This is a genomic window from Sporosarcina sp. FSL K6-3457, from assembly GCF_038007285.1.
GTDB lineage: Bacteria > Bacillota > Bacilli > Bacillales_A > Planococcaceae > Sporosarcina.
This window is the reverse complement of record NZ_JBBOWX010000001.1, coordinates 2,760,582-2,785,670: the sequence shown is the minus strand read 5'-3', so window position 1 is coordinate 2,785,670 and position 25,089 is coordinate 2,760,582. Positions and strand designations below refer to the sequence as shown.

The window sequence follows — 25,089 nt, the reverse complement described above, 5'->3', positions numbered from 1 at the left end:
TTCGAGTAAGGATAAGCTGGAAAGGGGGGCGGACGATGGAAGAACGGGTCATTTCGGGGGAAGCATCCAATTTTGATGAGCGCTTTGAACAATCGCTAAGACCACAGTTTCTTAGCCAGTATATCGGGCAGGAAAAAGTGAAGGATAATTTAGGTGTTTTCATCGAGGCAGCAAGAGGGCGCAGTGAGAGCTTGGATCATGTGTTATTGTATGGACCTCCGGGGCTTGGTAAGACGACGCTAGCTAGCGTCATTGCCAATGAAATGGATGTCAACATTCGTATGACGAGTGGTCCGGCAATTGAACGCCCTGGTGATTTAGCGGCGGTTGTTTCTTCGCTTGAGCCAGGTGATGTGTTATTTATAGACGAAATACACAGGCTGAATCGGGCGATTGAAGAGGTGTTGTATCCTGCCATGGAAGACTTTTGTCTCGATATTGTTGTAGGGAAAGGACCTTCTGCTCGGTCGATTCGCTTGGATTTACCACCCTTTACACTAATTGGAGCGACGACGCGTGCAGGTGCCTTGTCGGCGCCTTTACGGGACCGTTTTGGCGTGCCGCTACGCCTTGAGTTTTATGAAGTGGAGCCACTGAAGGAAATTGTTGTGCGTAGTGCAGGTCTTTTTGAGGTAGCGATTGATGAACAGGCTGCGGTGGAAATTGCGCGTCGTTCAAGGGGGACCCCGCGTATCGCCAATCGCTTGTTGCGTCGTGTGCGTGATTTTGCGCAAGTGAGGGGCAATGGTAATATTACGGTTAGTACCGCACAGCAAGCACTTGAAATGCTACAAGTGGATTCGCATGGTTTGGATCATATCGACCATAAATTGTTGACAGGCATGATTGAGCGCTTTCGTGGTGGTCCTGTTGGTATTGATACGATTTCCGCAAGTATTGGTGAGGAATCCGTGACGATTGAGGATGTTTACGAACCGTATTTGTTACAGATTGGTTTTATCCAACGGACGCCGCGTGGACGAGTGGCGACGCGTTTAGCCTATGACCATTTTGGTTATGTAGTTCCAGAGCATCATGAACAGTAATTTGATAATAAAGGGAGATAATATAGACGATGGATGTCAATGATTTTGATTTTGATTTACCAGAACAGCTAATTGCACAGACGCCGCTAGTCGATCGCACGGCAAGTCGGTTGATGGTGCTTGATAAAACGACAGGACAAGTAGATCATCGTCAATTTCCTGACTTATTGGATGAGCTTGAGGCCGGTGATATTGTCGTATTAAATGATACACGTGTTTTGCCAGCACGTCTGATGGGTGTGAAAGAGGACACGGGTGCTACAATTGAAGTACTGTTATTGAAAGAAACAGGGGCTGATGAGTGGGAGACGCTTGTTAAGCCGGCGAAGCGTGTGAAATTGGGAACGGTTGTCACGTTTGGTGATGGACGCTTGAAGGCGGAGTGTACAGGCTTACAGGCGCAAGGAGGACGGACGTTCAAATTCATCTATGCTGGGATTTTTTATGAAATTCTAGATGCACTTGGGCAAATGCCGTTACCGCCGTATATTACAGAAACACTAGATGATCAGGCACGGTATCAGACAGTCTTTGCGAAAGAGCGCGGTTCAGCAGCAGCACCAACAGCGGGGCTGCATTTTACGGATGACATTTTGGAGAGCATACGCGCGAAAGGCGTGGACATTGCCTTTGTCACCTTACATGTGGGATTAGGCACATTCCGTCCAGTCAGTGTCGATACAATTGAAGGACATACGATGCATGCTGAATATTATCAGGTGACACAAGAAACAGCAGATGCTATTAACGGAGCGAAAGCACGCGGTGGTCGTGTCATTGCCGTTGGAACTACTTCGTCTCGAACGTTGGAGACGATTGCTTCGGCAAATGATGGTAAAATCATTGCTAGCAGTGGCTGGACATCAATTTTCATCTATCCGGGCTACACATTTAGTATTGTCGATGGACTATTGACCAACTTCCATTTACCGAAATCGACACTCATTATGTTGATTTCGGCATTGGCAACGCGGGAGCATATTCTCGCAGCATATCAACAGGCGGTTGAGGAAAAGTATCGCTTCTTCAGCTTTGGAGATGCAATGTTCATCAAACCGTCACAAAGGAAGGAATTACAGTAATGGCAGCGATCACTTATGAACATATTAAAACTTGTAAACAGACGGGGGCGCGTCTAGGTATTGTCCATACGCCACATGGGTCCTTTGAAACACCGGCATTCATGCCAGTCGGTACACAGGCAACGGTTAAGACGATGTCACCAGAGGAATTAAAAGACATTGGTGCGGGCATTATTTTAAGCAACACGTATCATTTATGGCTTCGTCCAGGCCATGAAATTATTAAAGAAGCGGGCGGCTTGCATAAATTCATGAATTGGGACAGACCTATTTTAACTGATTCAGGCGGTTTCCAAGTTTTTTCACTGAGCAAATTTCGCAAGATTGAAGAGGAAGGTGTTCATTTTAGACATCATTTGAACGGCAGCAAGCTGTTTCTTAGTCCCGAAAAGGCGATGGAAATCCAGAATGCACTCGGGCCGGATATTATGATGGCGTTTGATGAATGTCCACCATTCCCAGCAACGTATGAGTATATGAAGGCAAGTGTTGAGCGTACATCGAGATGGGCGGCACGTTGTTTAGCAGCTCATGCGCGTCCTGATGAACAAGCGTTATTTGGCATTGTCCAAGGAGGCGAGTTTGAGGAATTACGTAAGCAGAGTGCGAAGGATCTTGTCGCACTTGATTTCCCAGGCTATGCGATTGGTGGATTATCTGTTGGTGAGCCGAAGGATATTATGAACCGCGTTCTGGAGTATACGACGCCGCTGTTGCCGGCAGATAAGCCGCGTTACTTAATGGGTGTCGGTTCACCTGATTCACTCATTGACGGTGCGATTCGTGGGATTGATATGTTTGACTGTGTATTGCCAACACGTATTGCACGGAACGGCACATTGATGACGAGTGAAGGACGTTTAGTAGTCCGCAATGCGAAATATAAAAATGATTTCGGTCCACTGGATAAGAACTGTGATTGTTATGCCTGCAAAAATTATAGTCGAGCGTATATCCATCACTTAATCCGGACAGAGGAGACGTTTGGTATCCGCTTGACGACGCATCATAACCTCCATTTCTTGCTCAATTTAATGGAGCAGGTCAGGGATGCGATTCGCAATGATCGCCTCGGCGATTTCCGCGAAGAATTTTTTGAAAGCTATGGATTCAACAAACCGAATGCAAAAAACTTCTGAATCTTGTATAATGAATCATGGTTGAAAGGGGGATGAAATTATGGAAGGTTTAGCTGGATTATTGCCGTTCGTGGCGATGTTCGCAGTGATGTGGTTTTTGTTAATCAGGCCGGCGCAAAAGAGACAGAAAGCGACGAAGCAGATGCAAAGCGATTTGAAACGCGGAGATCATGTCATTACAATTGGTGGAATACACGGAACAATCGATGCGGTTGACGACTCGTCGGTATTCCTTAAAGTTGCTGAAGGCACAACATTGCAATTCGATAGACAAGCAGTCGGACGTGTAACAGAATCTAAAGCAGGTCTATAAGTACAAGAAGAGGCGATTGGCTAGATAGGATATTATCCTTCTAGGCAGTCGTCTCTTTTTCTATATGGACTGTGTATATAAGTCGAAGTATAAAGGGCATCCTTCGTGAAAAGGGGGGATTGTTATGCACGACTTATTGATCATTGGTTTTCGGACAGTTTTCTTATATATCCTCATCGTTATTATTTTGCGCATCATGGGGAAACGAGAAGTTGGCGAGCTTGGGGTTATCGATATTGTTGTTTTTGTCATTATGGCTGAAGTGGCAGCATTTGCACTCGATTCTCCTGACCAAAAGCTACTGCAATCCATTGTGCCGATGCTTATTTTATTGGGGATTCAATTACTATCCTCTTTTATTTCATTAAAAAGTAAAAGGTTTAGAGATACTGTAGATGGTGAGCCGACGATTATTATTCGGCATGGTCAAATAATGGAACATGAAATGCGAAAACAGCGGTATAATTTGGATGATTTATTTCAACAGCTACGTGAACAACAAATTGGCTCGGTGCATGAAGTCTCTTTTGCTTATTTGGAACCGTCGGGGAACTTATCCGTATTCAAACATGATGCTGTTCAGCCTGTCTTTGCGCTTATTTCTGATGGGGTTATTCAACATAAGCATCTAGCGCTAACCGGCCAAACAGAAGAATGGCTTGAAAAGGAACTAAAAAACCAAGGGATTAATGAGATACAACAGATTTTCTACTGTACATTTGAGAATGGAGAGTTGAAATATCAACTAAAAGAGAAATTTCAATGACGCTTCACTAGCTTTTTGAATTGCAGTAAATCATTTTTCTTCACTTGCCCTGTCAGCATGAGAATGACAAATAGGAATAGAGTTGTAATGATACATTCTGTGATTAAGCCAAAATCACCAATTGGAATGAAAATCGGGCGCATAATGGCGGTCATGATGAAGGAAGCATAGGGCATGGCAAACATAGTGAAACCCGTCGCAGTCGCTTTGTTTTTACGCAATGTTGCGATATGGAGAAAGGATGTAATGAGTACACCGAAACCAATGGCTAAGACAGCACCTGTCACTTGTAGACCTGGCTGCGAAGCGAGGATGAACATAACACCGAGCTTCGCAATGCCGCCATATACGGAGTTCATCATCCCTGCTTTTGCATCCCCTGTTGCCTGTAAAATTGAATAGAGTGGACTTTGGATGTAATAAAAGAAAAAAATAGGGGCGAGTAACGTCATAAAGGATGCCCCTTCTGTCACATGAAACAGTTTTTCTGCCAGTGCCTGTCCGTGAACATAGAAAACCGCCGCTGCAAAAGCCCCTGTCAAGGCTGACAATCGAAGGGATAAGTGAATCCGTTCCTGTAATTTCCCTTTGTTTGTCGAAGCTGCTGCACCACTGACGGCAGGTACAAGGACGACGGACAAAGCGTAAGGAATAAAGGAGGGGAACAGTAGTAACGGTATGAGTACGCCGGATATGATGCCGTAAAGGGACGTAGCGGCGACAGCAGTAACCCCTGACATAGCTAAAGCACGTAAAAAGATAATCGGTTCTAAAAACCATGTAAACGTTCCGAATAGTCGGCTACCAGAAGAAGGGAGTGCAATGGCGAGTAGCGGTTCCATTGGATAGCGCTTGACCTGTTGCTCTTTCGGAATACGTCTTTTTCGCTGTTGGTATTTGAGTAATAAGTAGAGTAAAGAAAAGAGTTCTGCCAGCAACGTGATGCCCATTGCATAGGCGGCATTCATGGCGGTATTGCCATTTATTAAAAGAGAGGGTAACAGCCATGTAATGAGTATAATTCGTACAAATTGTTCAATGATTTGTGACCAAGCTGTTTCTTCAATGCGGGCAATCCCTTGAAAATACCCGCGAATTAACCCGCCGATTGCAGCAACAGGCACAATTGCAATCCCTACATACAATGTCGTCGAGGAGGCCGCGTTGCCGAGCAAGGTCTCTGATAAGTAAGGGACGAACAAAATGGAGGCGGGGATGAAAACCGCACTTGTTAAGATGGTGATGAAGGTTGCCGTTTTCATGACAGCAGGTAGCTTGACTGTTTGCCCTTTGGCATCAAGCTCGGCGATGACTTTTGCAATGGCAATTGGAACGCCGAGTTGGACGAGTGACAGGAAAAAAATGAAAGCGGGGTATGCGGTCATATAAATACCAACGGCTTCTTCACCAGCAATCCTCATGAATTGAATCCGGAAGACGAATCCTAAAAGCTTGGACAGGAAGACAGCGACCATCAGAACGACTGTCCCGCGGATAAATGAAGACAATTTAAACAACTCCTTCCTAATTCCGGTCATTTCATATACACTTAGCGTATGCAAAAATGTACGCACTTACGACTATGGATGAAAGGAATGGGATGATGGTCCGACAATTTGAACAATTGTACACCCACATGTTGCCCGCGATTGACAGCAAAAAGAACGAGTTTCATCTCTACGGCTACCCAACGGTCACTAATGAAGCGATTTGGACATATTGTGTTCAAAAGAAATGGCGCAAAAAAGATATTCTTGCGATGCGAATGCATGAAATGGCTCATGATATCTTGCATGTGTCATCTGCTGAGTTTATGACATTCACCCAAATTGAAGAACAAAGAAGTTCCGATTGGTTCTCAGCTATTAATAGTGAAGAATTACAAATTTTACTGGCACCCGTTCAATCAAAAGTAGTCATTCAAAAGTAGAGATATGATATACTTACACACGACCATTTGACACATGGGTGGTCGTGTTTCATAATGTACATATTGTGTTTCTAGTATAAAGTATTGTGTTGTTCTCGGAGTATGTACACCAGATTGCCGTACAGCTCCATATAAAGAGGGGGAAATGGAATTATGAAAAGAAGAGGACGGATCATTGCGTTCCTATTACTGCTTGTCTTGTTCGCTGGGACGATGGGAACGACTACTAGTCCGATATTGAACAATGTTAAACTTGGCCTTGATTTACAAGGGGGCTTTGAAGTTCTGTATGAAGTTCAAGAATTAAAAGGCGGTACAAAAATAACGGAATCAGTTGTTGCAGATACAGCGGATGCACTGGGAAGCCGAGTGGACGTTCTCGGTGTTAGTGAGCCAAATATTCAAGTTGAATCCAATAACCGGATTCGGGTACAGCTTGCAGGTGTAGAGGACCAAGACAAAGCCCGTGAACTGTTATCGACGCAGGCAGATTTAACATTCAGGGATGTTGATGACAAGCTCCTATTAAGTGGAGATGATTTGAAAGAAGGTAAAGCGACGGGAGGCTTTGGTGAATATAATAATCCTGTCGTGACGCTTGAAATGAAAGATGCAAATAAATTCGGTGAGGTTACGACTGAAATTAAGGCTAAACCGCCTGGTCAGAACTTACTCGTTATTTGGCTCGATTTTGTTGAAGGTGAAGATTCTTATGCAACAGAAATTTTAAAGCCCGAAAAGGATCGTAAAATTGTTTCAGCTCCTCAAGTGACGAAAACAATCGCTTCTTCTAATGTGCAGATTGATGGGTCATTTACGACGAAAGAGACGAAAGAACTTGCGGGTATTTTGAACGCCGGTGCACTGCCTGTCCACCTGGAAGAAGTCTATTCAACTTCAGTCGGGGCACAGTTTGGTGAGCAGGCACTGAGCAAGACGATATTTGCAGGAATTATTGGTATTGCGCTTATTTTTGTCTTTATGATTGCTTACTACCGTCTACCAGGTCTGGTGGCAGTTATTACATTGTCAATTTATATTTACATCATTTTACTCGTCTTCACGCTCATCAATGGTGTGCTGACGCTACCAGGTATCGCAGCTCTAATGCTCGGGGTCGGTATGGCCGTCGATGCCAATATCTTGACGTACGAACGAATTCGTGAAGAATTACGTGTAGGTAAATCAATCCAAACCTCATTTTCAGCAGGGGCAAAATCTGCATTCACAGCTATTTTGGATGCTAATATTACGACAATGATTGCAGCAGTTGTACTCTTTATATTTGGGACAAGCTCGGTCAAAGGGTTTGCGGTCGTGTTGATTATTAGTATTCTAGCCAGCTTCTTGACGGCTGTCTGGGGATCGCGCTTATTGCTAGGTCTTCTTGTCAACAGTGGCCTACTAGATGGCAAAACAGGACTATTCGGTATTTCGAAAAACAGAATTCATCCTGCAGAAGAGAAAGTAGAAACATTGGAGTTAACAACGAAATTCGACCGTTTGGATTTTGTGGGTACGCGTAAGAAATTTTACACCATCTCAGCGATTTTGTTGACAACAGGCATTATTGTGCTTGGTATCTTCAAATTGAATCTAGGGATTGACTTCGCAGGTGGTACGCGTGTTGAAGTAGTGTCGAACGACTCTATAACAACAGCTGAGGTTTCTGATTATCTTGATAAAATCGGACATCCCTCTACTGATATTATTATTTCAGGAGATACGAAAAATATTGGTGTTGTTCGTTATAAAGAAGAATTTAAACAGGAAGAGGTTAGCCAGTTGAAGGCTGATTTAGCAGCTGAGTTTGGTGCTGAAGCGAATGTTTCAACAGTATCCAATACAGTTGGTAAAGAGCTTGCGAAAAACGCAATGTATGCACTGTTATATGCAGCTTTAGGCATTGTCATATACGTCGCCTTCCGTTTTGAGTGGCGTATGGGCGTAGCATCCATTATTGGGCTATTGCATGATGCATTTTTCATGGTTGCCGTCTTTAGTATTTTACGACTTGAAGTCGATGTGACATTCATCGCGGCAGTCTTGACAATTGTCGGGTATTCCATCAATGATACGATTGTTACGTTTGACCGGATACGGGAAAATATTAGCCATCGTAAGCATATTGCAACAGAGGGAGAGCTAGCGGATATCGTCAACAAGTCATTGCGTCAAACACTTGGACGCTCTGTCAATACAGTGCTGACTGTTATTCTTGTAGTTGCAGCATTAGCACTTTTAGGTGCAGAATCGATTCGTCCATTCTCGATTGCACTTCTTATTGGATTGTTTGCGGGAACATATTCTTCAATCTTCATCTCAGCTCAAATTTGGTTTGATCTGAAGAAACGTGAATTGAAAGAAAAAGGTCCTATTAAAGCAGATGAGCAGAAGAAACAATGGGGTTCAGACGAGCCTGTCGTATAAGAGTTTCACAACTTCATGGAACAGGGTATACTCTACAGTATATCCTGTTCCATTTTTTAATTTGAATCGTAATTGATACTAGTAAAAGGGGGAAGTGTTATGAAGTTTCAATGGAGTTTGCTGTTAGGACTGTTATTTGCAATTATTATCTCTCTCTTTGCCATCTTCAATATTGATGCTGTACGAGTGAATTATATTTTCGGTACAGCAGAGTTGCCACTCGTTCTTGTCATTTTATTTTCGGCCCTTCTTGGAGCAGCAGTGAGTGGTTTTGTCGCAATGTTCCGTACGGTGCAGTCCAATCATCGCCTGAAAGAATTGCAGAAAGAAATTACGCTGAAAGAGCAGACAATTGCGTCGCAGCAAAATGAAATTGCAGAGTTACAGAAGCATCCGAAGGCCCCGGTAGTAGAAGTAGAAAAAGTTGTCGAACCGATAACTGACTAATGGAATGAGCACCTTTCTCGAACGATTATCAGAGAAGGTGCTTTTTTATGCTTATAGCCTAGTAACTTTTCTTCCAGATATTCTGCGCATCCGCTATAATGAACGTGAGGATGTGAAAGATTTTGATTGAATCAATGAAAAGATGGACAGTGCAGCGGCCGGACGAACAAATTGTTAACTTGTTGACAACGGAACTCGGCCTGTCGTCAGTCCAAGCAAAAATATTGGCTTCAAGAGGGCTAACGAATCCAGAGGAAGCAAAAGCTTTTTTACATATGGATGCATCAGCTATGCATGATCCTTATTTACTTTATGAAATGGATAAGGCGGTTGAGCTCATTACAAAAGCTATCGCTGCCGATAAAAAAATCGCGGTTTATGGAGATTACGATGGCGATGGCGTGACCAGTGTTACGGTTCTCATGACAGCACTTGAGCGGCTAGGAGCGGATGCTGTATTCGCGATTCCTAACCGCTTTACGCATGGCTATGGTCCGAATAGAGATTTATTTCTAGAGCTCTATGAACAAGGCATGTCACTCATTGTGACCGTCGATAATGGCATTTCGGGGATTGACGAAATTGCTTATGCCAAAACACTTGGATTAGATGTCATTGTGACAGACCATCACGAAATCGGCAGTGTCATGCCACCAGCAGATGCCATCGTCCACCCGCGTCATCCAGAGGGGGATTATCCTTTTGGCGACCTAGCGGGTGTTGGTGTGGCATTCAAGCTTGCCTGTGCGTTACTTGGTGAAGTTCCACAAGACTTATTTGAACTTGTGGCCATCGGTACAGTCGCGGATCTTGTGTCATTGCGTGGGGAAAATCGTTATTTTGTTAAAGAAGGCATTAAGCAAATGCGTGTTTCGAAGCGTCCCGCGATACAAGCACTCGCACGCATCGCAGGTACTGAGCAAGCCGTACTATCGGAGGAGTCAATTGGATTTATGATTGGGCCTCGTTTGAATGCGGCTGGGCGTCTAGGTGATGCCTCTCCAGCCGTTCATTTGCTGAAAACGGAAGATACGGTACTAGCGACATCATTGGCGAAAGAGCTAGATACGTTGAATAAAGAAAGGCAAGCGATTGTAGCGGCTATTAGTCAGGAAGCAGAAGATTTCATTGTGAAAACGTATGGTAATAATATTCCTTATGTCTTCGTTATTGCCGCAGAGGGTTGGAATGCTGGGGTTGTCGGCATCGTTGCCTCGCGCATTACTGAGAAATACTACCGTCCGACGATTGTGTTATCGATTGATGCGGAAAAAGGGATTGCGAAAGGGTCTGCTAGAAGTATTGCAGGCTTCGATATGTTTGCGGAGTTATCGAAGAACAAAGACATCCTGCCACACTTTGGGGGTCACCAAATGGCTGCAGGGATGTCTCTTGCAATTTCGGATGTGGATGTGTTGCGCGATCAATTAAATGCGCAAGCGGCACAAGTATTGACGGGGGATAGTTTGTCTCCCGAGATTGTGATCGATGTACCGTTATCGATTGACGAGATTGATGTAGGAGTTTTAGAGTCACTGGAGCTGTTACGCCCCTTCGGCATGGATTTTCAAAAACCGTTGTACGTACTGGAAGATTTATCGGCAGTGACAGTTCGAAAAATTGGTGCAGCAAAAAATCATATGAAATTGGAATTGGCCGCTGGTGAGCATTCGTTGGACGCGATTGGTTTCAGCTTAGGGCATATCGCTGATGACATTACGCCAGGCATCAAATTATCCGTTGTAGGCGATTTGCAAGTCAATGAATGGAATGGCAATAAAAAGCCGCAATTACTCATTAGTGATATTCGGTCTGACGATTGGCAGTTATTCGACTTGCGAGGTATTCGTGAACCGGCGAGATGGTTGCCAACCATTCCAGTGGAACATACGTTATTTGTAGCCTTTCATGAACAAACGGTGATGTATTTCCAATCATCCTTACAAGGGATTGCGATTCACCTTGCCGGGCAGGGACAGGTAGCAGAGGCCGATAATCTTGTTTTGCTGGATATACCAGATGACGCCAAGCATTTGGAGGAACTTGTTGTAGGGCTTCATCCGAAGCGAGTGTATGCGCACTTCTATGCCGCAGATTCGAAGTATTTTGATGGCTTACCAGCTCGCGATCAGTTTGGCTGGTACTATAGCTTCTTGAAAAAACGTGGACAATTTGATATGGCGAAAAATGGAGAGCAGTTGACGGCCCATAAAGCATGGAAAAAGGATACGGTTTATTTCATGTCACAGGTGTTTTCTGAGCTTGGGTTTGTTAAGATAGAAAATGGTCTTGTTTCTGTTATGGAGACAGTGGGTAAACGGGATCTTTCTGAAGCGCCCTCTTATCAGGAGCGTGAGCGGCAGATGGAACTTGAAAAAGTATTGCTCTATGCGCCATATATGGAATTGAAACAATGGTTTGAAGATGTTAGAAATGGAACTAGCAACGGGGAGGAATAATTGTGGATTTAAAAGAATATGTAACAATCGTGCCAGATTATCCGAAGGAAGGTATTAGCTTTAAGGATATTTCAACGATTATGGATAATGGCCAGGCTTATAAATTTGCGACAGATGAAATTGTTAAATTTGCCAAAGAAGTAGGGACGGATATTATTGTTGGTCCTGAAGCACGTGGCTTCATCATCGGTTGTCCGGTTGCTTATGCGTTAGAAGTTGGCTTTGCGCCGGTTCGTAAACCTGGTAAATTACCACGGGAAACGATTGAGGTTGAGTATGATCTTGAATACGGTAAAGACACATTGACGATTCATAAGGATGCTATTAAGCCAGGGCAGCGTGTACTAATCGTAGATGATCTCCTAGCGACAGGTGGTACGGTCGGTGCGACAGTTGAGCTTGTTGAAAAGCTTGGTGGCATAGTGGCAGGTTGTGCATTTATCATTGAGTTGTCTTATTTAGACGGTCGTGAAAAATTGCAAGGCTATGACATGCGATCACTGATTACGTACTAAAATAGAAAAGTCCTTCGCACGACACGCGAAGGACTTTTCTATTTTAAATAATGGGGATTACCCCCCCCAATATTTAAAATAAGCCTCCGGCGGATGTCACAGATTTTTAGGGGTGGCTTTTCGAGCGGGCTCGAAAAAAATCTGGACGCAATTACGCCGAGGCGCAATTGATTTTATATAAGGACTTTACATATGCATGCTTTTATACATACAATAGGAATACTAATAATTTTGCGGATAAGGTCGAAAGGGGTAAGATGATGGCGAAAAATCGTGACATGACGGCAGAAGAAATATTTTCATTTGTCGCCTCCTATATGAATGAAGAACACGTTGAATTCGTCAAAAAAGCATATGAGGCTGCGAAGTCTGCACATGTGGGACAGTATAGGAGTTCAGGTGAGGCATATATTCTTCATCCTGTCCAAGTTGCGGGTATTCTAGCCGAATTGCAAATGGACCCTTCGACGGTCGCTGCGGGATTCCTCCACGACGTTGTGGAAGATACGGACGTTAGCAGGGAAGATATCATCGATGACTTCGGAGAAGAAGTCGCGATGCTCGTCGATGGCGTGACGAAACTTGAAAAGTTAAAGTATAAATCGAAAGAAGAGAAACAAGCGGAAAATCACCGCAAGATGTTTGTGGCAATGGCTCAGGATATCCGTGTTATTTTGATCAAACTGGCAGACCGGCTTCACAATATGCGGACGCTTAAGCATGTGCCAGAAGAAAAGCAACGCCGAGTTGCAGCCGAAACTTTGGAAATATTTGCACCGCTCGCTCATCGTTTAGGGATATCTGCTATCAAATGGGAACTAGAGGATATCGCTTTGCGTTATTTGAATCCGCAGCAATATTACCGAATTGTCAATATGATGAAGCGCAAACGTGTGGAACGTGAAAATTATTTAGAGAATGTAATGGAACAGATTAAAAGTGAAATCGGAGAGATGGACATCGCTGCCGATCTTTCGGGGCGACCGAAGCATCTGTATTCGATTTACCGTAAGATGGTTATTCAGAAAAAAGAATTTAATGAAATCTATGATTTGCTAGCTGTCAGAATTATTGTCTCAAGTATTAAAGATTGCTATGCGGTCCTCGGTATCATTCATACGCTGTGGAAGCCGATGCCAGGAAGATTTAAGGACTATATCGCGATGCCGAAACAAAACCTTTATCAGTCGTTGCATACAACGGTTGTCGGGCCAGCCGGTGATCCGTTGGAAGTACAAATTCGGACAGAAGAAATGCATAAAATTGCCGAGTTCGGGGTTGCTGCACATTGGGCGTATAAAGAAGGGAAAACGCTGACTGCCCTTCCAAGTGATATCGATTCGAAATTGACATGGTTTAGAGAGATACTAGAAATCCAAAACGAATCTTCGAACGCTGAAGAATTTATGGAGTCTTTGAAATTCGATTTATTTTCGGATATGGTCTACGTCTTTACACCAGACGGCGATGTAATAGAGCTCCCAGCAGGTTCCGTTCCTATTGATTTTGCCTACCGTGTCCATTCTGAGGTTGGAAACCGTACAATCGGTGCGAAAGTGAATGGCAAGATGGTGCCGTTGGATGCTGAATTATTTACGGGCGATATTATTGAAATTTTGACATCGAAGCAATCATTTGGGCCAAGCCGTGACTGGTTGAAAATTGCCAATACCTCTCAAGCTAAAAATAAAATCCGACAGTATTTCAAAAAACAACTGCGGGATGAGAATATCCTTAAAGGTCGGGAAATGATTGAAAAAGAAATAAAAGCGCAAGAATATGACCTGAAAGAAACACTTACCCAAGAGGGAATTAAGCGGGTCATTGAAAAGTTTAGTTTTACTTCAGAAGAAGATATGTACGCGGCTGTTGGATTTAACGGCATAACGGCCCAACAAGTTGTCAATCGTATGGCCGAGAAACTGCGTAAAGAACGCGAACAACAAGATACGATCGACAAAATTGTTAAGGATATGAAGGCAACGCCGCCTGACAAAATGACTGAATCGGGTGTCATCGTGAAAGGAATCGACAATTTACTCATTCGCTTATCGAAGTGTTGTAATCCAGTACCTGGCGATGAAATTGTTGGATTTATCACGAAAGGGCGAGGGGTTTCCGTCCATCGCATGGACTGCCCGAATATTATGACTGATGATGGGGATAGTGATCGGATTATTGACGTGGAATGGGCGTTGGGACCAGCGGATTCTAAGAAAGAATTTCTGGTTGATATTGAAGTATCTGCATTTGATCGACAAGGTTTACTAAACGAAGTGATGATGGTCGTTGCGGAAACGAAAACACCAATGGTGGCAGTGAGTGGCAAAGCGGATCGTGACAAAATTGCACGTATCAATATGACTATTAAGATTACGGATATTGCACATTTGCACAGAATTGTCGATCGAATTAAACAAATTCGTGATATCTACTCCGTGCAGCGTGTCATTAATTAGGGGGATGGAACCGATGAAAGTGTTGTTGCAAAGATCGGGGCCGGCTGCTGTGCGAGTTGACGGACAGGTGACGGGCTCGATTGATAAGGGTTATGTGTTACTTGTAGGTATCACGCATGAGGACACGGAAGAAGATGCGGCATATATTGCGAAAAAAATTGCAGGTCTTCGTTTGTGGGAAGATGTCGAAGGGAAGATGAACCATTCTATTCTCGAAGTGGGCGGAGCTATTTTGTCAGTATCTCAGTTTACGCTATATGGGGATGTGAAAAAAGGGCGTCGCCCGAGCTTCACAGAGGCGGCTAGGCCTGAACAGGCAAAACCATTATGGCAAGCGTTTAACCGCAAGCTAGAACAAGAGGGGTTACATGTTCAGACAGGTGTTTTCGGCGCCATGATGGATGTAGAGCTCGTCAACGATGGTCCTGTGACAATCCTAGTAGAATCGAAATAATATAAAAAGCAAGATTCCCTAAACCAAAAGGAAATCTTGCTTTTTATCTTTTTATCGTTAATCAATTGAATCGAAATAGTTGAGAAGCCCATTATAAATCCCGTGTGTTGCTTGTTCGCGGAACATGTCGGTGGTGACTGTCCGCTCTTCAGCTGCATTGGATAGGAAACCGAGCTCTATTAAAATCGCATTTTGCCTATTTTCGCGAAGGACAAGGAAATCTGCTGGTTGTGCCCCGCGGTTACGTAGATTGATGGAAGAAGCCAAACTACTGTTCACTGAAGAAGCTAGCGCTTTTTGATGCGGATGGGTGTAATAGGTTGTAAAGCCTGCCACACTTGAATCTGGATTTGCATCGTAATGGATACTGACGAATGCATCTGCCGCTACTTGGTTACTGACGGCGGCTCGTTTTCTTAACGATACAAAGGTATCTGCTTCACGCGTCATGACAACCTCGGCACCTGCTGCTGTCAATTTAGATGCTAAAAGCTCAGAAGTGAGCAATGTGATGTCTTTCTCGTCTGTGCCTCGTGCGCCAGTTGTGCCATGGTCATAGCCGCCGTGCCCAGCATCAATCACGATGGTTAGTCCCTTTAAGGTACCAGGAACGCGCGGACGCGCTTCTTTTTTGACAGGTTCAGCTGTAGTCGGCTCATCTCCGATAGACACAACCCATTTGGCGATAAAGGCAGATCCTCCTGTCGGCAAAGCAATTTCATACCAATCTCCATGTTCCTGGATGATTGAAAACTTTTGCCCCGCATCTGCACGTGTAGCAATCTCTGAGGAAGTTGTAGCCTCGGTACGAATATTTGTACCGTTGGACAGGATTGTGACTGTCCCTGCCTCAGAAGTGTCAGCATTTTGCGTGCCACTTGATGACAGTGTCCCGTGGAAGGAATAGACCCATCCTTGTTTGTTTTTATCAATTGCAATTTGTACCCAGTTGCCATCGACCTTTTTCACGCTATACGATTCGCCGCGTGCAATAAGTCCAATCCGTTTGGATGAAAGATCGGCTTTCTTTCGGACATTGAGCGCATCAACGGCCACAGTAAACAATTCCGCTGTTGCTGTTTGTTCAACAGATGTAGTTGTCGTAGGTGTACTCGCTTGCTCGGCCAGTTGTGTAATATAGTCTGTATGTACCCAGCCGGTTACACCGCTATATGTGATCGCAGCCCATTCTCCGTCTTGTCTGGTCATCAGCGCCTCATCTCCAGCAGACATGCGTCCTAGTACGGCGGAGCCAATGGAAGGGCCTGATCTAATATTCAATTGGTCGACGCGTGCCACGATGGTCGTCGTACTCGCAGCTGACTGATTGGTGGAAGTTGTTAGCCATGAAGCGACCCAACCCGAACTGTTACCATCCCGAATTTCTAACCAGTCTCCTGAAGTCGATAAAACCTCTACTTGACTCCCTTTTTTCAGTGAGCCGGTGACATCATATGTCAGCCCAGGGCCAGATCGGATATGGAGCGATGCCGTATCCACGACGACAGAATCTGTATTGGCGTATGTAGTTGGCGTAGCCTGGGATATACTCAAGAGAAGTATGCTAACCATGATCCATTTGCTTATTTTCGACAAAATATCATCCCCCCTATGCTCTATTGTAGAAGTTTTCAGGACAAAAAACTACAATTAATCGAAAAAGGTTGACACGCTGTTGGGGAATCATTAAGATAAGCATTAATCAAGTTATATAAAATGTTTGCTGATGACGTGGAAAGTAATTGTATAACGGACTGACAAGAGAGGGGCGGACGTGGCTGAAATCCACCCTACAGACGTGTATAACGAAAAACACCATCGAGGCTTTGTGCTGAAAGATTATTATTCAGTAGGTACAAACGGAACCGGCCGTTATCCGGGTTTTGAGTGGACGCGAGGTAGAGGCGTCAATTTGGGTGGAACCGCGGAAGCTATAAAGGCTCTCGTCCCTTGCATAGGCAAGGGATGGGCGTCTTTTTTTATTGCTTAGAAAATTATAAAATCTCGTACTGTGGATAATTTATGAGGTAGAGATTTCGCGTCTAGGCTCCAGCCGCTGAACAGGCGCTTGCGCTTTTGTTCTATGCTAAAAACACTATCATGAGGAGGGAATGGATATGAGATTTCAAGTACCAAAAGGAACGCAGGACATATTACCGTCCGAAACGTGGAAATGGCAGCGAGCGGAAAAAATCATTAACGACGTATGCGACGTTTACCGTTATAAAGAAATTCGCACACCTATTTTCGAACAAACAGAATTGTTTCAACGTCTTGTAGGAGAAACAACGGATGTTGTTCAAAAAGAAATGTACACCTTTGATGATAAAGGAAAACGTTCGATGACGTTACGTCCTGAAGGGACTGCGGCTGTTGTCCGCTCCTTCGTGGAAAACAAGATGTTCGGTTATGCCGATCAGCCTGTCAAACTGTTCTACACAGGTCCGATGTTCCGTTACGAACGTCAACAAGCCGGACGCTATCGTCAGTTTGTACAGTTTGGAGCGGAAGCGATTGGCAGTGCAGACCCAGCAATTGACGCAGAAGTCATTGCGCTGGCAATGGACGTCTATAAGCGTGTTGGATTGACAAAATTGAAATTGGTCATTAATTCGCTAGGTGATACGGAGTGTAGAGTTGCACATCGTGCGGCACTTATTGCGCACTTTAATCCGCATATTGGTGAATTTTGTGGGGATTGTCAGTCTAGATTGGAAAAGAATCCATTGCGTATTCTAGATTGTAAAGTCGATAGTGGTCACCCGTTACTTGCCTCAGCACCCTCTTTAGCTGACTATTTGAATGAAGCATCTGCGCACTATTTTGAAGAGGTAAAAAGTTATTTAGATGACGCAGGGATTGCTTATGAGGTCGATGCTAATCTTGTGCGCGGTCTTGATTATTATAACCACACGGCTTTTGAAATTATGAGTACGTCAGAAGGCTTCGGAGCGATTACAACGCTTTGCGGCGGTGGGCGATACAATGGGCTTGCCGAGGAAATCGGCGGACCATCTGCACCTGGTATTGGTTTTGCCATGAGTATTGAGCGTTTGTTGCTCGCGATGGGGGCTGAAGGCGTATCGTTTGAGGCAGAGCCGGCACTGGACGTCTACATCGTCACACTCGGTGATAGCGCGCGCCGTCCGGGGTTCAAGCTGTTAGGCGAATTAAGAGCAGCAGGCATCCGGTCAGATATGGATTATATGGACCGGAAAATGAAAGCGCAGATGAAATCGGCAGATCGTCTAACTGCGAAAACAGTCATTATCATCGGAGAAGATGAAGTGACAGAAGGCGTCGTACAACTGAAAAATATGGCGGACGGCACACAGGAAAAAGTGCCATTCACAGAACTTGTCGCAAAAATTAACGTAACATTGCTAGGCTAAGAGAGGCGGATGAAGACAATGCAACGAACGCATTATTGTGGAGATTTAACAGAACAAGTAATTGGAGAAACGGTAACACTAAAAGGATGGGTGCAAAAAAGACGTGACCTAGGCGGCGTTATTTTCGTCGATGTACGGGATCGTTCAGGCATCGTTCAAGCCGTCTTTAATCCGGATATTTCAGCAGAAGCGCTGGCAACTGCAGACAAACTGCGTAACGAATATGTAGTTGAAATTACGGGTAAAGTCATCGAGCGTCAAGAGGGCCAAAAGAACCCGAAAGTGAAAACAGGTTCAATTGAAGTTCAAGTGGATGAAGTAACAATTATTAACGAAGCTAAAAACCCACCTTTCATGATTGAAGATGAAACAGATGTCAATGAAGAAATTAGACTGAAATACAGATACTTGGACCTACGTCGTCCGAAGCTAGCAAATGTCTTTAAAATGCGTTCGGATATTACGAAAACAGTACGTAATTTCTTGGATAGTGAAGGATTCCTTGAAGTAGAAACGCCGATTTTGACGAAGTCAACACCAGAAGGCGCACGTGACTATCTCGTACCAAGCCGTGTCCATGAAGGCGAATTTTACGCTTTGCCACAATCACCGCAATTATTCAAACAGATGCTAATGGTATCTGGTTTCGACCGTTATTACCAAATCGCTCGCTGTTTCCGTGATGAAGATCTTCGTGCTGACCGTCAGCCGGAATTCACACAAATCGATATGGAAATGAGTTTCATGTCGATGGAAGAAATTATTTCATTGAACGAAAAATTAATGCAAAAGGTTATGAAAGATGTCAAAGGCATCGATGTTGAAATTCCATTCAAACGTCTACCTTATGACGAAGCAATGGCACGTTTCGGTTCAGATAAGCCAGATACGCGCTTCGCTATGGAATTGATAGATGTGTCAGAAGTGATGAAAGAATCATCGTTCAAAGTATTTGCTGGAGCTGTTGAATCAGGCCAACAAGTGAAGCTGATCAATGCCAAAGGTCTAGCAGATCAATACTCGCGTAAAGATATCGACGCATTGACAGAGTTTGCAGCACTTTACGGTGCTAAAGGACTTGCTTGGTTGAAAGTGGACGAAGAAGGCTTCAAAGGACCGATCGCGAAGTTCTTCGAAGGCGAAGAGGGCGCTGCATTGAAAGCGGCAGCAAATGCTGAGGCCGGCGACTTGTTGCTATTCGTAGCAGATAAGAAGAGTGTTGTAGCCGACGCACTTGGCGCGCTTCGTTCTAAGTTTGGTAAAGACCATAACTTAATCGACGAATCAAAATTCAATTTCCTGTGGGTCACAGAATGGCCACTGTTTGAATATGACGAGAAAGCAGGACGCTACTCTGCAGCGCATCACCCGTTCACAATGCCAGCCGATGTAGAGGAATTGGTCGCAAGCCCTGAAACAGTCAAAGCACTTGCCTATGACCTCGTGTTGAATGGTTACGAACTTGGCGGTGGATCACTACGTATTTACGAACGCGATGTTCAAGAGAAAATGTTCGCAGCACTTGGCTTTACTGGGGAGCAAGCACAAGAACAATTTGGCTTCCTACTTGACGCATTTGATTACGGAACGCCTCCACATGGTGGTTTGGCATTTGGTCTTGACCGAATCGTGATGTTGCTGGCAGGTTCAACAAACTTGCGTGATACGATTGCATTCCCGAAAACAGCAAGTGCAAGCGACCTGTTAACTGGGGCACCTGACCGTGTTGATGACGGCCAACTCGGGGAACTTGGTATCCTTGTCATGTCGAAGAACAAGTAAGACGTTAATAATTTCTTCATAAAATTATTGAATTGACTGTCAATGTGTGCTACCATGAAGGTAATACGAATCCTGGAGTGTTCGTTATTTGCCAATCAGTTTTGACCGAACATTCTATCGTCGGGAGCCCGCATTTTGATTAGGATGACACGCCTTCTTCGGGGGACGTCAAAGTAATCGGATAGGACACCCACCTGCTGAATTTGCAGGTTCAAAACGATACTACAAAGACGGCACATTCGGGATTTGTTCTTATCTTACTCATAACCCTCTCTGGCGCTTTGCGGAGAGGTTTTTTATTGGAAAAAAATCATATTTATTTGATTAACGAAAGGCGGAATTAGCTTGTTGCATCAATTTTCACGGAATGAATTAGCAATTGGTACAGAAGGTGTACAACGTATGCGTGACATGACTGTCGCGATACTTGGTGTTGGAGGAGTGGGCTCGTTCGCAGCGGAAGCTTGCGCAAGGAGTGGCATTGGTCGCATCATTCTTGTCGATAAGGACAATGTAGATATTACGAATATTAATCGGCAGAGTGTTGCTTACTTATCGACGATTGGTCGCTCGAAAACGGAAATTATGCAGGAGCGTATCGCGGATATTAATAAAGACTGTGAAGTGATTTCGCTGCATATGTTTTATACAGAAGAAACAGCAGATGAATTTTTCAGTTACAAACCTAATTATGTCATTGATGCATCAGATACAATCGCCTATAAAATTCACCTTATCAAAGAGTGTCTCGCTCGCGATGTGAAAATCATTTCAAGCATGGGCGCGGCGAATAAAATGGATCCAACTCGTTTTCAAATTGCGGATATATCTAAAACACATACGGATCCGATTGCAAAAGTCATTCGCCTACGTTTGCGCAAAGAAGGTATTCACAAAGGCGTTCCTGTTGTCTTTTCTGATGAGAGTCCTGTTGTTGTTAGGGAAGATGTTGTGGGTACAGTCGGCAAGCCAGAAGCGCAAATTCGTAAAGCCAAAATGCCTCCAGCCTCAAATGCTTTCGTGCCGTCGGTCTCTGGACTTGTTTGCGCGAGTTGGGTCATCAATGATATCGTCGCGGATATTCCGATTCGACGTGTGAAGGACAAGCTATAAGTAAAAATCTCCCTGTGACTTAATTGATACAGGGAGATTTTTTCAAAGGCTTATTCTTTTGTAGACTTCTTTCTTTTGATGATGAAATAAATGCTGATTCCAATAAGCGATAGCAGCATAATCACTGGTAAGTTTCCGATAAAGAATACAATTATTCCGGACCCAGCCGCTAGTATGAAATTCGTGCTGGTTGCCAGCTGTTTTTTTGTTTTATCCCACGTATCTAAGTTATTTTTATCGAGTCCGGGAACGATGACACGATCTTCAAATATGGAAATTTCAATCGTGGCATAGGACGTTTGGTTTTCGAGGAAGTTCATCTTACCGACAATGACTTCAATTTCTTCTTGAACAGTCGCTAAATCAGCAGAGATTTTCAGTAAATCCTCTGTCTTTTGTGCAGTATCCATAAACTCTAGCAGGCGTGCTTCTACTGCACGTTTAGAGGTCACTCTAGATTGTAAATTTACATATTGCTCCGTCACATCCTGGCCGGTCACATGACGTTCTAAGACAGTTGCTTCCTTTTCTGCATCCTTCAAAAAAGCTTGGAAATGCTTTTCTGGAATACGAATGATCATTGTTCCACTAACAGCCTCAGCGTCTTGCCCATAGACAGTAGATTCGACAATATAACCGCCATATTCTGTAACTTTCTTTTCAATTTTTAGCTGTGCTTGTTCAAATTTCTTCACTTTCACCTGCAATTGCGCATGGTGGATGATCATTCGGTCCGTCGTAGTGACTGCTTGTTCTTGCTCTGATGGTGCCTCTTCAGTGGATTGGTCCTGGTTCATCATCATTTTTTCTGCGCCGATATCATTTGAAACTGCCATCGATTCTACAGATTTCGCCTCGTCTTTTGAACTACTTGCACTACACGCCGCTACCAGCATACATAGACTGATCGGTAGTAGAATAGAAAATAATTTTTTATTCATAAAAATCCCTCCTTATTACCAGGTTAGACGATGGAATGAGGGGAAGGTTACAGTTTTTGGGGAATTATCCCGTTAAAAAAGCCTCATACACATCCGATTTTTAGGCCGTTTTTGTATGGGGCTAATGAAATTATAGTGATTTAGCTAGCTTATATTCTTGTATTAAATTATCCATGATCGTTTGTACAGAAAAGATTTCTTTAATCTCATGCACTCTTGCCCCTGCGAAGACTAATCCGTTGTCGACATCGCCGTCTACGGAATGTTTTAACGAGTCGAGCGTACAAAAACGATACGAACATTGCTTTAAGCAGTTGTAGCATTTTTTAATCTTCACTTTTTTATCGCCATAAATTAAATCGGTAAATGGGTTACGAATGGCGCGTCCTTCTAAGCCGACCGTTGTTTTGACAAGAACCGTGTCTCCCTCATTACAATCTACATACATTTGTTTAAAAGCAGGATGTGCATCGCATTCGTCACTGGCAACAAAGCGTGTGCCCATTTGCACGCCGGAAGCCCCTAATTGGACAGCTTTTGCGATATCTTCACCATGAAGAATGCCGCCTGCTGCAATGACGGGAATGCCGACTGATTCGACCACTTCGGGCAGCACATCGAATAAGGCTCTATCTGTCCCAAGGTGTCCACCTGCTTCACGACCTTCTACAACAACTGCGGCAGCGCCGAGTCTCTCAGAAAGCCTCGCTAGTTTTGCCGAGGATACAATCGAGATGACAGGAACATTATATTCCTTTCCCCAACTGTACATATCACGCGAAATACCAGCCCCGGAAATAATGAAATCGACCTTTTCTTCCATTGCCGCTTTGATGTTTTCAGCAAAATCAGTCATCGCAAATAAGACATTTACGCCGATATATCCTTTGCCGTTAGTCAGTTCTCTTGCCCTCCGAATATGACTTCGTAATGTCTCAACTGGAATGCCTGTGCCGGAAATTGTCCCGATACCACCTGCATTTGCTACAGCAGCTGCGAGTCCACTGAGTGAAACTCTGACACCCATGCCGCCTTGCATAATAGGGATTTTAGGCGTCATATGTCCGATAATCATTTTCGGAATATCCATACAATAAATTCCTCCTTTTTAGTTGTGAAAACTTTTATACATATATGAAAAATGAAACGAGTAAACTTGGATGTAATAGCAAGATGAGGCGAGGGAAGCGTAATAATCATTTTTTATACAATAGCATTAGTAGGGAGAGAGGTATGTGATTTAAATCACAATCAAAAATGAATCGACTCATTAGGGTAGCTAGTAACAAAAAATCCCCTCCAACAAAGATATAGGTGGAGGGGAGGGGGAATGCTTTAGTAATCCCATTTCGACATTTGGAATTCCGCGCTTCCTGCTGAGGCGAAAAAACGAATGCCATCACTGTTTTGGCTAGGGAAAATTCGACTTGTAAATACTTCTATGCCGTCATTGATAAAAATCTCGACGGAAGAGACGTCTACAAAAAGCTGAAACGTAATGTTATTTGCATCAATTGCACATTGTCGGATGGTACCATAATCTACACCAACTTCTTGACCGGAGTTCGTACGATCAAGAACGACTTTTTTGCCAATCGCATCATAGTATATCATCGTTTTTTCCTGTTCACTTGTGCGGAATTCGATGCCGACTGTTTGTGCGTCAATCGAGTTAATCTCACAAATCATTTCATAAGTCGTGCCTGTAAAGCCTTCATATACTTTGGTTGCATTGACAATCGTATCTTTTACCGTATGTGCTTGTTGGCGAAGTGCTTCAAGTTCTTTCACTGGCTGTTGAAGTAATTTACCATTTTGAATGGATAACTCTCTTGGCAATGTTAAGCAATGTGCCCAGCCATTCGAATCTGTTGGATAAGCAATTTCCGGTAATCCCATCCAACCAACCAAAATACGGCGGCCTGATGGATCTACAGTCGTTTGCGGTGCATAAAAATCAAAACCGCGATCCAATTCATGAAAATCACCGTGCCGCAACTTATTTTGCTGCATATCTAATTTCTCACCAATCACATAGCCAGATTGATAAATATTTTGATACTGGTCCCCACTCGCTGCTAATCCTTGCGGTGAAAAAATGACAACGCCTTGGTTTTCTAATTCAAAGTAATCGGGGCATTCCCACATGAAGCCAAAGGAGTCCATCTCAGTTTCAATTTCTCCTATAAATGTCCAATCGAGTAAATTAGTCGAGTTATAGAGCACGATGCATCCTGTTTGATTTACTCTTTGTGCGCCAATGACTGCATAATACTGGTCATCCTGTTTCCAGACTTTTGGATCACGAAAATGGTCAGTATATCCCTCTGGTATCGAGGATATCACGGGTTTGTCGAGCTTCGTAATTTGATAGTCGTCATCCATTATAGCAACACATTGATAGGGATGGCGCACCCAGTTGTCATCACGCGTATTGCCCGTGTATAGTAAATATAATTTGCCTTGATGTTCAATGGCGCTTCCAGAGTAGGCACCGTGGCTGTCGAAATCACTATCTGGTGTTAATCCAACGCCGAGGTCATCCCAATACACAAGATCTTTCGACTTTAGATGGTACCAATATTTCAACCCATGGACGGCTCCAAGTGGAAACCATTGATAAAACAAATGATATTCTCCATTAAAATAAGAGAAGCCGTTGGGATCATTGAGTAGTCCCGTATTTGGCTGTATATGAAACGTTTGACGCCACTCGCATTGATTTACTGTTGACTGAAGCTCAGCCAATTCGGTGGAACTGACTTCATTTAATGGTCGGTAACGTTGTTGTCTTGTCCATTCCACAATTACTCACTCCTTG

At 43.9% G+C, this 25,089-nt stretch carries 20 protein-coding genes, 1 other RNA gene and 1 other annotated feature; of the genes, 16 read left to right on the top strand and 5 right to left on the bottom strand.

The features are described from left to right. Nucleotides 1-35: 35 nt before the first annotated feature. From ruvB to N1I80_RS13770, 5 genes are all read left to right on the top strand, one after another. Nucleotides 36-1,046: a Holliday junction branch migration DNA helicase RuvB gene (gene ruvB / locus N1I80_RS13790; protein ID WP_340738444.1), complete on the top strand. Its 1,011-nt coding sequence runs from the start codon at nt 36-38 to the stop codon at nt 1,044-1,046. A 29-nt stretch (nt 1,047-1,075) separates the two neighbouring features. Then, nucleotides 1,076-2,128, top strand: coding sequence for a tRNA preQ1(34) S-adenosylmethionine ribosyltransferase-isomerase QueA (gene queA / locus N1I80_RS13785; protein ID WP_340738443.1), 1,053 nt, complete (start codon nt 1,076-1,078; stop codon nt 2,126-2,128). Then, on the top strand, nt 2,128-3,267 hold the full coding sequence (gene tgt, locus N1I80_RS13780; RefSeq protein WP_340738442.1) for a tRNA guanosine(34) transglycosylase Tgt: 1,140 nt from the start codon (nt 2,128-2,130) through the stop codon (nt 3,265-3,267). The genes queA and tgt overlap by 1 nt, the downstream gene beginning before the upstream one ends. Nucleotides 3,268-3,307: 40 nt before the next feature. Continuing rightward, complete coding sequence (yajC, locus tag N1I80_RS13775) at nt 3,308-3,580, top strand: preprotein translocase subunit YajC (protein WP_340738441.1); 273 nt, start codon at nt 3,308-3,310, stop codon at nt 3,578-3,580. A gap of 124 nt (nt 3,581-3,704) precedes the next feature. Then, entirely contained in the window at nt 3,705-4,346 is a 642-nt protein-coding gene (locus tag N1I80_RS13770; RefSeq protein ID WP_340738440.1) for a DUF421 domain-containing protein, read from the top strand. Here the strand turns inward: N1I80_RS13770 and N1I80_RS13765 are convergent. Beyond that, nucleotides 4,340-5,854, bottom strand: coding sequence for a putative polysaccharide biosynthesis protein (locus N1I80_RS13765; RefSeq protein ID WP_340738439.1), 1,515 nt, complete (start codon nt 5,852-5,854; stop codon nt 4,340-4,342). The genes N1I80_RS13770 and N1I80_RS13765 overlap by 7 nt on opposite strands. A 95-nt stretch (nt 5,855-5,949) precedes the next feature. Between N1I80_RS13765 and N1I80_RS13760 the strand changes: the two genes are divergently transcribed. The 7 genes from N1I80_RS13760 (at nt 5,950) to dtd (ending at nt 15,040) form a co-directional block, all read left to right on the top strand. Then, nucleotides 5,950-6,276 (top strand): post-transcriptional regulator, encoded by a 327-nt coding sequence (locus N1I80_RS13760; protein WP_340738438.1) that lies wholly within the window; start codon nt 5,950-5,952, stop codon nt 6,274-6,276. 153 nt (nt 6,277-6,429) lie between these two features. Continuing rightward, nucleotides 6,430-8,706 (top strand): protein translocase subunit SecDF, encoded by a 2,277-nt coding sequence (gene secDF / locus N1I80_RS13755; RefSeq protein ID WP_340738437.1) that lies wholly within the window; start codon nt 6,430-6,432, stop codon nt 8,704-8,706. Nucleotides 8,707-8,805: 99 nt separating this feature from the next. Beyond that, a complete protein-coding gene (locus tag N1I80_RS13750; protein ID WP_340738436.1) occupies nt 8,806-9,153 on the top strand; it encodes a LapA family protein in 348 nt (115 codons plus the stop codon). Between the two features lie 122 nt (nt 9,154-9,275). Next, nucleotides 9,276-11,612, top strand: coding sequence for a single-stranded-DNA-specific exonuclease RecJ (recJ, locus tag N1I80_RS13745; RefSeq protein WP_340738435.1), 2,337 nt, complete (start codon nt 9,276-9,278; stop codon nt 11,610-11,612). 2 nt (nt 11,613-11,614) lie between these two features. Beyond that, nucleotides 11,615-12,127: an adenine phosphoribosyltransferase gene (locus tag N1I80_RS13740; protein WP_340738434.1), complete on the top strand. Its 513-nt coding sequence runs from the start codon at nt 11,615-11,617 to the stop codon at nt 12,125-12,127. 260 nt (nt 12,128-12,387) lie between these two features. Beyond that, nucleotides 12,388-14,586 carry a RelA/SpoT family protein gene (locus N1I80_RS13735; protein WP_340738433.1) on the top strand — a complete coding sequence of 733 codons (2,199 nt, stop codon included), beginning with the start codon at nt 12,388-12,390 and terminating at the stop codon, nt 14,584-14,586. 13 nt (nt 14,587-14,599) lie between these two features. Beyond that, nucleotides 14,600-15,040 (top strand): D-aminoacyl-tRNA deacylase, encoded by a 441-nt coding sequence (gene dtd / locus N1I80_RS13730; protein ID WP_340738432.1) that lies wholly within the window; start codon nt 14,600-14,602, stop codon nt 15,038-15,040. A gap of 57 nt (nt 15,041-15,097) precedes the next feature. Here the strand turns inward: dtd and N1I80_RS13725 are convergent, their stop codons facing one another. Further along, complete coding sequence (locus N1I80_RS13725) at nt 15,098-16,636, bottom strand: N-acetylmuramoyl-L-alanine amidase (protein ID WP_340738431.1); 1,539 nt, start codon at nt 16,634-16,636, stop codon at nt 15,098-15,100. A gap of 121 nt (nt 16,637-16,757) precedes the next feature. Continuing rightward, nucleotides 16,758-16,994, top strand: a binding site (T-box leader). 163 nt (nt 16,995-17,157) lie between these two features. On the opposite strand from N1I80_RS13725, the gene hisS reads away from it, so the two are divergent. The 4 genes from hisS (at nt 17,158) to N1I80_RS13705 (ending at nt 21,327) form a co-directional block, all read left to right on the top strand. Then, nucleotides 17,158-18,432: a histidine--tRNA ligase gene (gene hisS / locus N1I80_RS13720; RefSeq protein WP_340738430.1), complete on the top strand. Its 1,275-nt coding sequence runs from the start codon at nt 17,158-17,160 to the stop codon at nt 18,430-18,432. A gap of 18 nt (nt 18,433-18,450) precedes the next feature. Further along, nucleotides 18,451-20,214 carry an aspartate--tRNA ligase gene (gene aspS, locus N1I80_RS13715; protein ID WP_340738429.1) on the top strand — a complete coding sequence of 588 codons (1,764 nt, stop codon included), beginning with the start codon at nt 18,451-18,453 and terminating at the stop codon, nt 20,212-20,214. Nucleotides 20,215-20,280: 66 nt separating this feature from the next. Continuing rightward, nucleotides 20,281-20,464, top strand: a non-coding RNA gene (ssrS, locus tag N1I80_RS13710) — 6S RNA. 95 nt (nt 20,465-20,559) lie between these two features. Then, nucleotides 20,560-21,327, top strand: coding sequence for a tRNA threonylcarbamoyladenosine dehydratase (locus N1I80_RS13705; RefSeq protein ID WP_340738428.1), 768 nt, complete (start codon nt 20,560-20,562; stop codon nt 21,325-21,327). Nucleotides 21,328-21,377: 50 nt separating this feature from the next. On the opposite strand, the gene N1I80_RS13700 is transcribed toward N1I80_RS13705, so the two are convergent. From N1I80_RS13700 to N1I80_RS13690, 3 genes are all read right to left on the bottom strand, one after another. After that, nucleotides 21,378-22,268: a DUF4349 domain-containing protein gene (locus tag N1I80_RS13700; protein ID WP_340738427.1), complete on the bottom strand. Its 891-nt coding sequence runs from the start codon at nt 22,266-22,268 to the stop codon at nt 21,378-21,380. Between the two features lie 130 nt (nt 22,269-22,398). Next, nucleotides 22,399-23,358 carry an NAD(P)H-dependent flavin oxidoreductase gene (locus N1I80_RS13695; protein ID WP_340738426.1) on the bottom strand — a complete coding sequence of 320 codons (960 nt, stop codon included), beginning with the start codon at nt 23,356-23,358 and terminating at the stop codon, nt 22,399-22,401. Nucleotides 23,359-23,603: 245 nt separating this feature from the next. Next, nucleotides 23,604-25,073 carry a glycoside hydrolase family 32 protein gene (locus N1I80_RS13690; RefSeq protein ID WP_340738425.1) on the bottom strand — a complete coding sequence of 490 codons (1,470 nt, stop codon included), beginning with the start codon at nt 25,071-25,073 and terminating at the stop codon, nt 23,604-23,606. Nucleotides 25,074-25,089: the final 16 nt, after the last annotated feature.